Raw genomic sequence first — 14,962 nt, 5'->3', positions numbered from 1 at the left:
CTGAAAGCCTAAAAGCTCCTTCCACCTATATATTCTTGTAAAATCAAAAAAATACTGTATTCTTCAATCCGCACTATCTCTATATTTTGCGCTTACCTTTTTTAACACTATGTTTTCAATCATGCCGCACACACCTGATACAAGGAAATTCACATAATATGAATATCGATATCGTTTCCCGCCTGCAAAATCTGCCGGTCGGTAAATTTCATTACAAGCTTTTGGTGCTGGTGGGACTAGGGTGGTTGTTCGATGCTATGGATACGGGCTTAGTCTCTTTTGTATTGGCAACTCTTGGAAAAGAATGGGCGCTTACGCCCAAAGAACTGGGCTGGGTAGTCAGTACCGGATTTATAGGCATGGCTATCGGTGCTGTTTTCGGCGGTAAAGCGGCAGACAAAATCGGTAGGAAAACTGTTTTGGCAGCCACTTTGGTGATTTACTGTATCGCCACTGGTTTGTGCGCATTGGCACCTAATCTGGAATGGCTGTTGTTATTTCGTTTTTTAGTCGGTATCGGCTTGGGCGCACAGTTACCGGTTGCCGTCACATTAGTAAGCGAATACGTTCCGGCTGAAGTGCGCGGCCGCTTTATTGTTTTGCTGGAAAGTTTTTGGGGCTTGGGTTGGCTTGCCGCAGCACTGATTTCCTATTTTTTTATCCCCCGATACGGTTGGCACAGTGCATTCTTAATCGGTGCCGTACCCGTATTTTATGCTTGGGTAATTTGGAAATATGTACCCGAATCTGTACCCTATCTGATTAATAAAGGACGGATACAAGAAGCACACGCCCTTGTCTGCCGCTTGGAAGCAGAAGCCGGCCTGCCGGTAGCGTCTGAAGCGGTAGTTGCTGAAGCAATAACAAAAAAACCGACAAAATTCGGCCAGCTTTGGCAACACCCCTTCGCCAAGCGCACTTTAATGCTCTGGTTAGTATGGTTCGGCATTGTATTTTCCTATTACGGCATCTTTACCTGGCTGCCGAAATTATTGGTAGAACAAGGCTATACGGTCGTCAAAACTTTCGAATATGTATTGGTGATGATTTTGGCCCAACTTCCGGGCTACTTCGCCGCAGCGGTTTTGGTTGAGAAAATCGGCCGAAAAGCCACACTAGCCGGCTTTTTAGCCGCCTGTGCCGTGTGTGCTTATTTCTTCGGACAAGGCGGCAGCATTTCGGCAGTGGTTTTCTGGGGTTGCATGATGTCGTTTTTCAACTTAGGTGCTTGGGGAGTTTTATATACCTACACTCCCGAGCTTTATCCCGTGCACTTCAGAGCGTTTGGGGCAGGCTGGGCAGGTGCGGTTGGCCGTATCGGCGGTATTTTGGCACCGATGGTCGTCGCCTCCATGATCGGACTACCCGGAGGCTTCAATAAAATATTTATTATGTTTACTGCAGTGATGCTGTTGGTGGCTGCGGTCATTATGGTACTCGGAGAAGAAACCAAAGGACGTAAACTCGAAGATATCAGTGCTTAAAAATAATTATGCCGTCTGAAAACTTTCAGACGGCATTTCTATATAGGCTTGTTCAAATTAAAAATCAAAGGTTTGGTAAAACAGTTCAAAACATCCGAAACCTATGCCCATTCAACTATTCCCAAAGGCAGAACCTTAATCGGCAAAGGATGCCCATACCGGCGCATGATCGCTAGGACGCTCCCACCCGCGTGCTTGCAAGTCCACTTGTACATCTTGCAGTTTGGCTGCCAACGCCGGAGACACCAGCAAATGGTCGATACGCAATCCTTGCTTACGCTGGAACATAGCGCCACGATAATCCCACCAAGTGTAAAACGCTCCTTCCGGATGCACTTGGCGCAAACTGTCGGTTAATCCCAGTGCCAGCAAATCTTTAAACCAACTGCGTTCGACACTCGAGCAATGAATTTTTTCAAACCACTTCTCAGGATCGTAGCAATCGGCATCTGTAGGAGCAATATTAAAGTCACCAAGTAGTACCAATTGCGGGTATTTTTCCAACTCGCCGCGTACAAATTTATTCAAAGCCGCAAACCACTGTTCTTTATAAAGAAACTTGGGGCTATCAAGCGCTTCGCCATTTACACAATAAACATTAATCACACGCATGCCGTTGATCGTAGCAGCAATGACCCGACGTTGCGGATCATCAGGCAATTCAGGCAGTCCGATATGCACGTCTTCAATCGGATGCTTGCTGATTAATGCCACGCCGTTATACGTTTTTTGACCGCTCCACACCGTATGCCAACCGGCCATCTGAAAAACAGCCGCCGGATATTTGTCCTGATCCAGCTTTAATTCCTGCAAAGCCAAAACATCGGGTTGGTGCAGTTGCAACCACTCCTGCACCTGAGGCAGGCGCACGTTCAACGAATTCACATTCCAGGTAGCGATTTTCATAAGTTTTCCGACAAAAATAAAACAGGCCGCATGATAACAGTTTCAGACGGCCTTGAGCGACAGGTGGGAAAAATCAATCGGAACAATAAATCTTATGCAATGTTGCGATTATCGCTTCGATTTCCGGTGAAGTTAAACGGTATTGCAAAACCCGATGATAACGGGTGTACTCCACTACACCTTCACTTCGAAGCTTGGCCAAATGATTGGAAACCGCTGTTTGATTGATTCCGATCGCCTCTACCAATTCCGTTACGTTTTTTTCACTTTCCAGCAGCAGACAGAGAATCAACAACCGGTGAGGATGGGCAATCAGCTTTAGCAAAGCGGCGGCTTTAGTCGTATTGTGCAGCATATCTTGCATGATCGTATTCCATCCGACGAATTGAGAGAATGTCATTTTAAAATTTTATTACCAATACGGCAATCTCTCTTTGTGATATTTAAAAATCATGTTATTATGTTTTTAAAAATTTTCATTTAGGCATCAAATACCACTACCCAAACCAAGCGGCCTGCCGTTTGAACACTATTTCCACCAATAGCCGTCTGAAAGCAGGCGGCAACAGTCATCAAGGAGAATCAATATGGCTTGTAAAAATATAGGCAGTTCCGACCGGATCATCCGTATCGTTATCGGCATTATCCTCATCAGTTTGGTATTTGTCGGCCCGCAAACCCTCTGGGGATGGCTAGGCCTGATACCTTTGGCTACCGGCCTGTTGGGATGGTGCGGCTTATATACCCTGTTGGGCATTAATACCTGCAAAAAAAATTTGTAATAATTAACCCCTCCATTCTATTTACGGTTTTAAGCGTAACAATACCCGGCAACCGCCCTTTCTTATCAAGATACGGGCGGTTGTTTACAAAGCTTTCAGACGACCTGAAAATCATCTAAGATGCGTCATTTAATCTTGTCACACACAGAGAAAAGAGCGAAACATGGCGCAAACCGTCCACTACTTAAAAGATTACCAAGCACCGGCCCATACTATCCGGCAAACCGATTTACGATTTGATATAGGCGAAACCGAAACCACTGTTCAAGCTCGCATGATTGTCATTCCGAAAACCTCCGCCCCGCTTGTCTTGAACGGTTCGGCAGAGCTGGTCTCTCTGAAAATCGACGGCGAAACCATCAATCATTACAGCCTTGCGGACGATACGCTTACCATACCCGACGCGCCGTCTGAAAGTTTCGTATTGGAAGTAGAAACCCGTATCCGCCCCTACGAAAACAAATCACTAATGGGGCTGTACGGCTCAAACGGCAACCTTTATACCCAATGCGAACCCGAAGGTTTCCGCAAAATCACTTATTACATCGACCGCCCCGATGTAATGTCGAAATTCACCACAACCATTGTTGCCGACAAAAAACGCTATCCTGTTTTACTCTCCAACGGCAATAAAATCGATAGCGGCGATCTCGAAGGCGGCCGACATTGGGTAAAATGGATCGACCCTTTTGCCAAGCCCAGCTATTTGTTCGCATTGGTAGCCGGCACATTGGCACTTACCCAATCAACTTTTACCACCCGCGGCGGACGTGAAGTTGCTATCGAGTTCTACACCAGCGAAGCCGACAAATCCAAGGCCGGCTTTGCCGTAGAATCACTGAAAAATGCCATGCGTTGGGATGAAGAGCGCTTCGGCCTCGAATACGATTTGGATATTTACATGGTTGTTGCCGTCGGCGACTTCAATATGGGCGCTATGGAAAACAAAGGCCTCAATATTTTCAACACCAAATACGTTTTAGCCGACAGCCGTACCGCCACCGATGCAGACTTCGAAGGCATCGAATCTGTTATCGGCCATGAATATTTCCACAACTGGACAGGCAACCGCGTAACCTGCCGAGATTGGTTCCAACTTTCCCTCAAAGAAGGTCTGACCGTTTTCCGCGACCAAGAATTTTCAGGCGACCGGGCAAGCCGTGCCGTACGCCGTATCGAGAATGTCAGCCTGCTGCGCCAGCTTCAGTTTGCCGAAGATGCCGGGCCGATGGCACATCCCGTACGTCCAGCCTCATACGAAGAAATGAATAATTTCTACACCATGACCGTGTATGAGAAAGGCGCCGAAGTCGTGCGCATGTATCACACGCTTTTAGGCGAAGAGGGCTTTCAAAAAGGCATGCGGCTGTACTTCAAACGCCATGACGGCCAAGCCGTTACCTGCGATGATTTTCTCGCCGCGATGGCTGATGCCAACGAAACCGATCTCAGCCAATTCGCTCTATGGTACAGCCAGGCAGGCACGCCCAAACTTGAAGTGAGCAGCCGTTACGACAGCCAACGCCAAACCCTTACTTTCAACATCCGCCAAACTATCCCCGCCACACCGGATATGTCGGATAAACAGCCGATGTTGATTCCCGTGAAAATCGGCCTGCTTGACCGGCAAGGCAAGGCATTGCCATTTACGCTTTCCGATCAGGCGGATGCTCCTTCGCAAACCGAAACCGTATTGGTTTTAACCCAAGCCGAACAAGAATTCGTACTATACAGAATTCCTGAAGAGCCCGTTCCATCGCTCCTACGCGGCTTTTCCGCTCCCGTATATCTCGAATATCCGTATAGCGAGAACGAACTCAACTTACTGGCCGCGCACGATACCGATGCGTTCGCCCGTTGGGAAGCTATGCAAACACTCTACCGCCGCGCCGTATCCGCCAATCTTGCCGCCATTGAGGAAGGCACCCCACTGCCTGCCCACAACGGTTTGATTGAGGCATTCAAACATATGCTCAAACAAGAAATCGATCCGGCTTTCAAAGCAGTCTTGCTGCAAATGCCTTCCGCCTCTGAATTATGGGAAGGTTCGGAAAACATCAATCCCATACACTACCATCAGGCTCGAGAAGCCTTACTCGATGAGATCGCCAAACAATGTTTGGAAAGCCTCGTCTATATCCGTACATGGGCATTGGAACAAGAAGCACTCAGCGGTATCAAAGCTCCTTACGAATATCACCCTCAGTTGGCGGGTATACGTTCACTGCTGGCTGCCGTACGTCTTTACACCATCCGCGAAGAGCAGCACGGCATGATGAACATTGCCGCCTACTCGGACGAACAAAACGCGGCACACCAAAAAACCGTATGTGCACGACTGCAAGACTACATCACGCGATATGAGCAGCTCACCCCCAACATGACACATGAAATGAGCATCCTCCACACCGTCAACCACCTAAATGAAGAAGGCCGTGATTTACTGCTCAACCGCTTCGCCGAACGCTATGCCGATGACGCACTGGTTATGGACAAATATTTTATGCTGATCGGTTCAAGCTGGCGGTCGGACACCTTGGTTCAAACCCAAGCCGCACTTAATCACCCTAAATTCAGTTTAGAAAACCCCAATAAAGCGCGCGCGCTTTTAGGTAGTTTCAGCCGCAACGTTCCCCATTTCCATACCGAAGACGGCAGCGGTTATACTTTTATTGCTGACAAAGTTATAGAAATCGACAGTTTCAACCCGCAGGTAGCTGCCCGTCTGGTGCAGGCTTTCAACATCTGCAACAAACTCGAGTCCAACCGTCGTGCATTAATGCAAAAAGAACTGTCACGTATCCGTAATAAAGAAGGTCTGTCCAAAGATGTAGCCGAAATCGTCGGAAAAATACTTTCCTGAGGAACTTCATTTTTACACCAACTGTCGAAATCAAGCGTACTGTATCGTTTACGGTACGCTTTTTTTGCCACTTGTCCTCATAAAAAACAGATAAGCGGCATCTGCCGTAAAGGCAAAGTAGTGTCGCGTAATATCAAGTTAAGACCGCTTCAATTTGCCCAAATTGTGGACTATAGTGAAACCAACGGTATCTGAACATACCATTACAAACAAGCAAGCGCGGCTTACATATCAACAGCCGCCCGCACCTAACCGAAAGGAAAACTATGAAAATTTTGAAACCCGTTGCTCTTGCCGCTATGGCTTCCGTTGCTTTGGCTGGCTGCGTTACCAACTCTGCCGGACAACAACAAATCAGTAAAACCGCCGCCTACGGCTTAGGCGGTGCGGCAGTATGCGGCATCGTAGGCGCACTCACTCACGGCGGCAAAGGCGCGCGTAATTCCGCTTTAGCTTGTGGCGCTATCGGAGCCGGTGTTGGCGGTTATATGGATTACCAAGAGAAAAAACTGCGTGAGAGCCTGGCTAACACAGGCGTGGAAGTAAGCCGCCAAGGCGACCAAATCAAACTGGTGATGCCTGAGAGCGTAACATTCGCTACCAATAGCGCATCATTAAGCACCTCTGCACAAGATGCATTGACCAAAGCCGCTCAAACTTTGGTTCAATACCCCGATACCACTTTGACCGTAGCCGGCCATACCGATAATACCGGTAGCGATGCGATCAACGAGCCATTGTCTCAACGCCGCGCACAAGCGGTAGCAGGCTACTTGAACCAACGCGGTGTAGCTACTGCTCGCTTGAGTACAGTGGGTTATGGTTCACGCCAACCGGTTGCCTCTAACGCTACCGCCGAAGGCCGCGCACAAAACCGCCGTGTTGAAATCCTGATCAATCCTGATCACAACGCCGTACGCGCTGCACAACAACAATAAAAATGTTATTAATCGGCTTATTTAACCGATAATCAAACATGCCGTCTGAAACTTTTCAGACGGCATGTTTTCATCAGGTAATAACAAAATACCAATACTAAAAATAACAATGCTAACTTGTATTTCACACTCCAACGTTATCAAAAGCCGCCTGTAAAATTTCAGACGGCTTCAATTCTTCGTACATAACAATCAAACACAACTCTATAATTGTTGATGCTCCCCCTGCAAACGCTTACGCTTATTTGCCTGGGCATGACAGCTGAACTCAGCTAGCGAAATATCCATCGCTGCCAAACAAGGCTGCATAATTTGCTCTACCGAATCGTTCACATGATCTTGGCTTAATCTGGCCGGTCGGTATACAAACAGTTTAAACAACTCGTCCACTTCAATACTATCGGCATTGGTTTTCAACACCCAACCCTGTTTACCCTGATAAACATAGCCGTGCCGTGCCAATTTTTCCAATAAATCACCCAATTCATCGTAGCCCATATTGATATGGCTGCGAAACGCCTGTACCGGTAATGCTTTGCCTTCCTGCTGAGCATCGTCCAACAGCAATAAAATTTTCAACACATCATCAAACCTACCCGCCGAATCGAAACCCCGGCGGAAAGCATCTCCCTGCCAATAAGACAAAGCCGCAGTCAACACCGCACCCGACAACACCAGCATCCACAATAAATTCAGCCACAACAGAAATACCGGAATAGCCGCGAAAGCACCGTATATCAAGGTATAGCCGTTAAACGTACTCACATACCAGGCAAAACCGGCACGGGCTACCTCCAATAATACCGCCGTAACCGCCGCACCCAATAAAGCATGCTTGGCCGGTACAAAACGGTTCGGCACCAAACGGTATAACAACCACAGGATAACCGTACTGAATAATACTGATGTGACAACCTTCATCACCTCGGCCAACACCGGAAACAATATATCAAGGCGGCTTTCTTTCAACACCAGCGCCCATGCGGTCGCACTGATACCCAATGCCAACGGCCCGAAAGTCAACAATGCCCAATATACCAAAAACTGCATCCACAAAGGACGCTGTGCCTTCACATGCCAAATACGGTTAAATGTTTGATCTATGGTTTGAATCAACAGTAACGAAGTCACCAGCAACATCAATATACCGATTGCCGTCAGATTGCTGGCCTTACCTTTGAATTGGTCGATATAACTGAAAATCGTGCCGGCGCCTTGCGGTACCAGAGTTTGGTTGATGAACTGTACGAATGATTCCGACAATGTATCAAACATCGGAAATGCCGAGACCACCACCAGTGTGACCGTTAAAACCGGCACCAATGCCAACAACGTGGTAAACGTGAGACTGGCCGATACCTGAGGTACGCGTACCTCCACAAACCGCCGCAACAAAAACCGTGCAAACCCGACCGGCTTCGAGTCAAGTAGGGCTTGCCAGCGTTCCAAATTCAGCATACTCTTTCCTCTTATCAAACTGACATTATTGTAACGGAAACCCGGCAATGACCCAAAATCCATTGAAAATTCTGGTTTTATACTATTCGCAAAACGGCTCTACCCTTAACCTTGCCCGCCAAATAGCCCGCGGTATCGACAGCGTATCGGGCTGCGAAGCCGTACTGCGTACCGTTCCAAAAGTATCTGCCGTATGCGAAGCCGTAGAAGACGACATTCCTACGCAAGGCGCACCCTATGCAACTGCCGAAGATTTGAAAAACTGTACCGGCCTCGCTCTGGGCAGCCCGACCCGCTTCGGCAATATGGCAGCGGCGATGAAATATTTTCTTGACGGCACTGTTGCCCAATGGCTGTCGGGCGAACTGATCGGCAAACCTGCAACCGTATTTACCAGTACCGCCAGCATGCACGGCGGGCAAGAATCCACCCTGCTGACGATGATGCTGCCCCTACTGCACCACGGCATGATTATTAGCGGTATTCCGTTTAGCGAAACCGCCCTCAATCATACTCAAACGGGCGGCACACCATACGGTGCATCACATGTAGCCGGCAGCACCCCCGACAACCGGCTCAGCCAAGACGAACAGCAAGCCGCATTTGCCCAAGGCAAACGCCTGGCCGAATTGGCACTCAAACTGGCCCGCTAATTTTCAGACGGCCTATACCGACCATCCGTAAGACGGGCAATATACCCCTGCCATACCTGATTTGTTGTGATTGCATGCCGTCTGAAACACCTACCCACACCGAAGAGGATACTTTAATGACTACTTTACCCAGCAAACCCGTATTAGAAACCGCCCTCGCCCACCGCTCTATCCGTAAATTCACCGATGAAGCAATTTCACCCGAGATGCTTAATGCAGTCTTAGAAGCCGGCCGTGCAGCGTCTTCTTCAAGCTTTTTACAAGTCGTACATATCGTCCGCGTTACCGATCACGAATTACGCAAAGGCTTGCGGGCTGTCGGTTCAGATCAACGTTATATCGAAAACTGTGCCGAATTTCTGGTTTTCTGTATGGACTTCGCCAAGCATAAAAAAGTGGATTCCGGGGTACAAACCGATTGGACTGAAGTTACCCTCATCGGTACCGTAGACGCCGGCATCATGGCGCAAAATATTTTGCTGGCCGCCGAATCACTGGGTTTAGGCGGCGTATATATCGGCAGCCTGCGTAACGATGTCAACCGTGTCGCCGAGCTGCTCAACCTGCCAGAATATGTCGTACCGCTGTTTGGCATGTGTCTCGGTCATCCAGCCCAAGATCCCCTCTACCGTCCGCGTCTGCCTCTGGATACCATCGTTTCTGAAAACTGTTACAAACCGCTCGATAGTGAAACGCTGGAAGCCTACGACGAGGTAGTATACGATTACTACCAACGTCGCAGCAATCTGGATTTGGATTGGTCGGCACAAGTACGTGATACGCTCTGTCGCGAAGTCCGCCCCGACATCCTGCCGTTTTTACAAAAACAAGGTCTTGCTAAAAAATAAACGGCTATCAAAGGCCGCCTGAAAAAATGCCGTCTGAATTTTTCAGACGGCATTTTTCATAAAATATCAAAACAGCTTTTATTTGGCCGATGAACAGCCTTACCCACGGATTATTGCAAACGCTGTCTTTCTGAACGAGCCGCGCTTACCACATCCGTACCAAACAGTGCGTTAACATCTGTTTCGTCAAATACATATTTTTCGTTACAAAAATCGCAGTCCACTTCTACGCTTCCCTGGTCGGCCACAACTTCACCTACTTCCTGACCTCCCAGCATCAAGAGCATATCGCTGACTTTTCCACGCGAACAAGTACAAGCAAATTCCAAACTTTCGGGCTCAAAAACACGCGGCGGGGTTTCATGGAACAAACGGTACAACAAATGCTGCGCGTCCAAGGAAGTTAACTCCGGGGCAGTGACCGTTTGAGCCAATGTTTCTACATGATTCCACGCCTCGGCGTCTATTTCTTTTTCAGGCAAACGCTGCAACAACAAACCGCCTACCACTTCATTCGAAGCGGCCAAAGTGATATGCGTATCCAGCTGCTCGGAGCGTTTCATGTAATTCATCAGCAATTCGGCTATAATACCGCCTTCCAGAGGCACCACACCCTGCCAAGGTTCGCCGTCTTGCGGCTGCAAAGTCATCACGAATACGCCGTTCTCGCCCAATAATTCGGACAAGCTTTCTTCATCACCGATTTCAGCCTGTTCATCCCAGCGGGCGGTCGCGCGGCAGGTTTGCTCCGAAGTCGCTTCCACAACCAGCATTTTCAAACGGCCTTGCCCTTGCACTTGCACTGTCAACGTGCCGTCTATTTTCAGATTGCTAGAAAGCAGTGCGCCTGCCGCCAACAATTCGCCCAACGCTTTACGGATAGCAACAGGGTAATGCTTGCGGCTGACAATATGCTGCCAAACGTCTTCCAAACGAACATGCAAGCCGCGCACGGGCATATCGTCAAAAATAAAACGCGTGCGGCAGTCGGCGTGGTTGACGGCAGCTGCAGGAGTCTTTGCAGTCATAGGATTTCTTTCTGTGTATAATTCATTCGATTGACTCCGAATATGGTTGCATACCGTTGAAAATCAAGAGTCCGATCCGTATGGTTGAAAACCTATATATTCTTCCACCGACGATTCGGCAAATATAAAGCCACCGCCGATCCGCTGTTTTTTCAGACGGCCTGCCGGTTATCCTCACCTTTTGCAACCGCCGCCTTTTTCTATATTTTCGTCGTTTTGAATAAAACCGATTATCAAGTGAAATCTTCTCGGCGGTATTTGACTATCTGATGCAATCGGGGTAGTTTTATCATTTTTAACCGTACCGCCCCAATCACACTATTTTTAGATAATAAGGAACACCATGTGCCAGCTTTTGGGCATGAATTGCAACACACCTACCGACATTATTTTTTCCTTTGAAGGCTTCCGCCTGCGTGGCGGCCTCACCGACCACCACGCCGACGGATTCGGCATCGGCTTTTTCGAAGGCAAAGGCGTCCGCCTATTTCATGACGACAAACCGAGCGCACACTCCCCCGTAGCCGATTTGATACGCGCCTATCAAATCAAATCCGAAAATGTGGTAGCGCATATCCGCAAAGCCACCCAAGGCCAAACCTCTTTGGCCAATACGCATCCGTTTATGCGTGAAATATGGGGCGAATACTGGCTGTTTGCCCACAACGGCCATCTGAAAAACTTCTACCCCGAAGCCGGAGAATATTACCGCCCGGTTGGCAATACCGATTCCGAACGCGCGTTTTGCTATATTTTGGAACAATTGCGCCAACGCTTCCGCCACAAACCCGACGAAGAAACCTTATTTGAAACAATCGCATCGCTTACCCACGAAATACGCAACCACGGCTTATTTAATTTCGTCGTATCCAACGGCGAATTTATGATGGCGCATGCCAGCACCCTGCTGCACTATATAGTTCGAAAAGCGCCTTTCGGCGAAGCGAAATTGTTGGATGATGATGTCGCCATCGACTTTTCTGCTGTTACCACACCCAACGATAAAGTCGCCGTCATTGCCACCCTGCCGCTGACTGTCAATGAACATTGGACACAATTAGCCGAAAATGAATTGGTGATGTTCCGGCAAGGCGACATTATCCGCCGTGATATTCCCTCTTCTCCGCGTTATTTAAGTATTGAAGAGGGGCTTGCCATCGCCCGGGCGGCAGGTGTATCGGTTTAGCAAGCCATCCAAGCGCTAAGCAAACAAGGCCGTCTGAAACCAAGCAGCTACGCAAGCACAGTATGTTTTCAGCATAATTATCCTTCCGCGACGGCAGTTCCCTGCCCGTTATGCGGGCGGCTGACAGAAAAACAGCCTTTGCGTTACAATATAATGCTTCACATATGCAACCCGACCTTCTATGAAATGCCCCTTCTGCCAAAATTCCAACACCCAAGTAACCGACTCGCGCTTACTGGAAGAAACCAACAGCATTCGCCGCAGAAGGCGCTGCTCGACATGCGGCCAACGTTTCAGCACTTTTGAAACGGTAGAAATGCGGATGCCCCAAATTGTGAAAAGTACTGGAATCAAAGTCGCCTTCAATCCCCACAAACTGAGAACCAGCTTGGCACGCGCCTTACATAAGCGCCCCATAGATGACGAACAAATAGATGATACGGTCGCACTAATCGAATTACGCCTTTACCGTTTGGGCCAAAAAGAAGTCAGCTCAAGGCTGATCGGCGAAATGGCGATGGAGGCTCTGGCCGCACTCGACCAAGTTGCCTATGTACGTTTTGCCTCCGTGTACAAAAGCTTTAACGATGTTTCCGAATTTACGCAAGCCATCGCCACATTACCTCTTGTATCGAATAATCCGCCCCAAGCATAAGCTTATTTTGCTATACTGAGGCTTCTTGGAAAGTTAAGTTGACAAAAAAAGCCTATGCAGCACCCAAGCTGCCCGCATAGGGTAAAAGGTTTTATCAAAACAGCTATACTTTTGATTTTTATCCAAGCTATTTCTCCACTGCACGGACAATAATTATGAAATTGAAAGCACTCACCCTCATTACCGTCGCCGTACTCGGACTGAGCGCCTGTAAACAACAAGCCGAAACTTCAGTTACTTCCGAAAATGCCGCATCTACGACACAAACCCCACAACAAGCGGCCAATACCGTCCAAACACTCGACAGCAGCGACAACAGAATCCGCATCGTGATCCAAGGCGGACAGTTCACCGATATTAGCAACGATGAATCCGCACGCCCGGACGGAGTCGGCAAAGAAGAATTAACCTTACTCCAACGTGATACAACATCCGACATCACAATCTATGTAACCAACCTGGGCACAGTTAAAAATAATGGCAAAACCTATTTTAACGACCTCAAAGAAGCCTTGAATAAAGCCGAGGGAATCAGCAACGTACAAGTCGGAGCCGCCACTGAAAACCGCATGAACTACCGCTTCAGTCAAGCTGCCGAAGATGGTGACGAGCTACGAGAAAACTGCATCGCCATCATCGAGAGCAACAATTTGTTCAATGTATGCGCCAACAGCCAAAGTGCAACGCAAGAACAGTTGGCCGGCGTATTGAAAGATGTCAACCTGATCAAATAAGGCCGTCTGAAATGCATAAACATGCTGATACATTTGGCGAACTCGACAGCCAAATGATGTACCGCGCCCTTGTCCTTGCACGACAAGGGCGTTTTTCAACCTCTCCGAATCCTCGGGTCGGTTGTGTATTGGCCAAAGGCAGCCAAATTGTAGGAGAAGGTTTTCATATCATGGCCGGGGGGCCGCATGCCGAAGTGCATGCCCTTAGACAAGCCGGCAGCTTGGCTCAAGGTTCGGCTGCCTACGTTACTCTGGAGCCGTGCAGCCACTACGGGCGCACGCCTCCATGCGCCCAAAGCCTGATCGAGGCAGGCGTATCTCGTGTTGTCGCCGCTATGCGCGACCCTAATCCCCTTGTGGGCGGCAAAGGACTGGAAATGCTGCAAAAAGCAGGTATCGCAGTGAGTTGCGGCCTCTTGGAGAACGAGGCCAGAGAACTTAATCGTGGCTTTTTATCCCGCATCGAAAGAGCCAGGCCGTTTGTGCGTCTTAAATGTGCCGCCAGCCTAGACGGAAAAACCGCACTTGCAAACGGCCAAAGCCAATGGATTACAGGCGAGCAAGCACGGGCTGACGTACAAATTCTACGTGCGGAAAGTTGCGCCGTAATCACCGGCATCGGCACAGTATTAGCCGACAACCCGCAATTAAATGTTCGGGACTTCCCTACGCTACGCCAACCTACGCGCATAGTTTTAGACAGCCGTCTGCAAACTCCTCTTAACAGCAACCTGATCCAAAACGGCACCGCTCCCACTATTATCGCTACTTTAGTAACGGAAACCGAAAAACTCCAACCATATCTGCATCATCCCCATGTATCTGTGATCGCCGCAAACGAAAAAAACGGCAGGATCGATCTCCCCAAACTACTCGGAAAATTAGCCGATCTCGGTTTCGGCGAAGTCATGGTGGAAGCAGGTGCTACTTTGGCAGGTGCTTTTCTAGAAGAGGAACTTTTAGACGAAATTGTAGTCTATCAGTCGCCTAAGATATTAGGAGGAGCTGGCAGAGGTCTGTTCATACTTTCCGAACGACCGCAAGTATTAACTCAGAAAAGCAATTGGCAAACCATAGGGGTCACTACGATAGGATGCGATATCCGTTGGATACTACGTCAATAACCTTTGGCCCTATGAACATATGTACTCCGACTATCCCACCGATACTAATTGCTTAGAGAACAAAAATCACTCCCTCTTCAAACCGAAAACTTTAAAAATAATCTTAACAAATAAAAATAAACTCATTAATTATTTCATCAGTTCCTATGCAACCATTAAGTAAGTACCTTTTCTCTACCGAACAACATCTCTATTGTCTCGTACACTTCCTGCGTATATTATTATATGAAATTGAGTAATAAATCTAATTACTTAAATAACTATTTTTAACATAAGAAAAATTATTTACATTGCCGGCCTTTC

At 48.3% G+C, this 14,962-nt stretch carries 14 protein-coding genes; 10 read left to right on the top strand and 4 right to left on the bottom strand.

Annotation, left to right across the window (positions count from 1 at the left end; genetic code table 11):
• Window positions 1-164 precede the first annotated feature (164 nt).
• Window positions 165-1,484 (top strand): MFS transporter, encoded by a 1,320-nt coding sequence (locus tag LVJ86_RS01605; RefSeq protein WP_047760053.1) that lies wholly within the window; start codon window positions 165-167, stop codon window positions 1,482-1,484.
• Between the two features lie 135 nt (window positions 1,485-1,619).
• Here the strand turns inward: LVJ86_RS01605 and xth are convergent, their stop codons facing one another.
• The gene (xth, locus tag LVJ86_RS01600) at window positions 1,620-2,390 is read right to left on the bottom strand and encodes an exodeoxyribonuclease III (protein ID WP_047759929.1); all 771 of its coding nucleotides are present in this window, start codon (window positions 2,388-2,390) and stop codon (window positions 1,620-1,622) included.
• A 73-nt stretch (window positions 2,391-2,463) separates the two neighbouring features.
• Window positions 2,464-2,754, bottom strand: coding sequence for an ArsR/SmtB family transcription factor (locus LVJ86_RS01595; RefSeq protein WP_152667018.1), 291 nt, complete (start codon window positions 2,752-2,754; stop codon window positions 2,464-2,466).
• 223 nt (window positions 2,755-2,977) lie between these two features.
• On the opposite strand from LVJ86_RS01595, the gene LVJ86_RS01590 reads away from it, so the two are divergent.
• The 3 genes from LVJ86_RS01590 to LVJ86_RS11040 all read left to right on the top strand — a co-directional run bounded on the left by LVJ86_RS01590 (window position 2,978) and on the right by LVJ86_RS11040 (window position 6,973).
• Window positions 2,978-3,172, top strand: a complete 195-nt coding sequence (locus LVJ86_RS01590; protein WP_047759930.1) for a YgaP family membrane protein — start codon at window positions 2,978-2,980, stop codon at window positions 3,170-3,172.
• A gap of 163 nt (window positions 3,173-3,335) precedes the next feature.
• A complete protein-coding gene (pepN, locus tag LVJ86_RS01585) occupies window positions 3,336-6,035 on the top strand; it encodes an aminopeptidase N (RefSeq protein ID WP_047759931.1) in 2,700 nt (899 codons plus the stop codon).
• Window positions 6,036-6,301: 266 nt separating this feature from the next.
• A complete protein-coding gene (locus tag LVJ86_RS11040; protein WP_047759932.1) occupies window positions 6,302-6,973 on the top strand; it encodes a YiaD family glycine zipper/OmpA-like lipoprotein in 672 nt (223 codons plus the stop codon).
• Between the two features lie 204 nt (window positions 6,974-7,177).
• On the opposite strand, the gene LVJ86_RS01570 is transcribed toward LVJ86_RS11040, so the two are convergent.
• Window positions 7,178-8,431, bottom strand: a complete 1,254-nt coding sequence (locus tag LVJ86_RS01570) for a YihY family inner membrane protein (RefSeq protein WP_047759933.1) — start codon at window positions 8,429-8,431, stop codon at window positions 7,178-7,180.
• Between the two features lie 47 nt (window positions 8,432-8,478).
• Between LVJ86_RS01570 and wrbA the strand changes: the two genes are divergently transcribed.
• Together wrbA and nfsA are read left to right on the top strand one after the other, a co-directional pair.
• Window positions 8,479-9,084 (top strand): NAD(P)H:quinone oxidoreductase, encoded by a 606-nt coding sequence (gene wrbA, locus LVJ86_RS01565; RefSeq protein WP_047759934.1) that lies wholly within the window; start codon window positions 8,479-8,481, stop codon window positions 9,082-9,084.
• 116 nt (window positions 9,085-9,200) lie between these two features.
• Entirely contained in the window at window positions 9,201-9,932 is a 732-nt protein-coding gene (gene nfsA / locus LVJ86_RS01560) for an oxygen-insensitive NADPH nitroreductase (protein WP_047759935.1), read from the top strand.
• 110 nt (window positions 9,933-10,042) lie between these two features.
• Here the strand turns inward: nfsA and hslO are convergent, their stop codons facing one another.
• Window positions 10,043-10,960, bottom strand: coding sequence for an Hsp33 family molecular chaperone HslO (hslO, locus tag LVJ86_RS01555; protein ID WP_047759936.1), 918 nt, complete (start codon window positions 10,958-10,960; stop codon window positions 10,043-10,045).
• A gap of 343 nt (window positions 10,961-11,303) precedes the next feature.
• On the opposite strand from hslO, the gene LVJ86_RS01550 reads away from it, so the two are divergent.
• The 4 genes from LVJ86_RS01550 (at window position 11,304) to ribD (ending at window position 14,659) form a co-directional block, all read left to right on the top strand.
• The gene (locus LVJ86_RS01550; protein WP_047759937.1) at window positions 11,304-12,146 is read left to right on the top strand and encodes a class II glutamine amidotransferase; all 843 of its coding nucleotides are present in this window, start codon (window positions 11,304-11,306) and stop codon (window positions 12,144-12,146) included.
• Window positions 12,147-12,327: 181 nt separating this feature from the next.
• Window positions 12,328-12,801 (top strand): transcriptional regulator NrdR, encoded by a 474-nt coding sequence (gene nrdR / locus LVJ86_RS01545; protein ID WP_047759938.1) that lies wholly within the window; start codon window positions 12,328-12,330, stop codon window positions 12,799-12,801.
• Window positions 12,802-12,956: 155 nt separating this feature from the next.
• Window positions 12,957-13,535, top strand: a complete 579-nt coding sequence (locus LVJ86_RS01540) for a hypothetical protein (protein ID WP_047759939.1) — start codon at window positions 12,957-12,959, stop codon at window positions 13,533-13,535.
• 11 nt (window positions 13,536-13,546) lie between these two features.
• A complete protein-coding gene (ribD, locus tag LVJ86_RS01535) occupies window positions 13,547-14,659 on the top strand; it encodes a bifunctional diaminohydroxyphosphoribosylaminopyrimidine deaminase/5-amino-6-(5-phosphoribosylamino)uracil reductase RibD (RefSeq protein ID WP_047759940.1) in 1,113 nt (370 codons plus the stop codon).
• Window positions 14,660-14,962: the final 303 nt, after the last annotated feature.

Origin of the sequence: Neisseria arctica (genome assembly GCF_022870905.1) — a bacterium.
Lineage (GTDB): Bacteria > Pseudomonadota > Gammaproteobacteria > Burkholderiales > Neisseriaceae > Neisseria > Neisseria arctica.
Note: the sequence above shows the minus strand (reverse complement) of the source record. Positions and strands in the feature narration are given on the sequence as shown.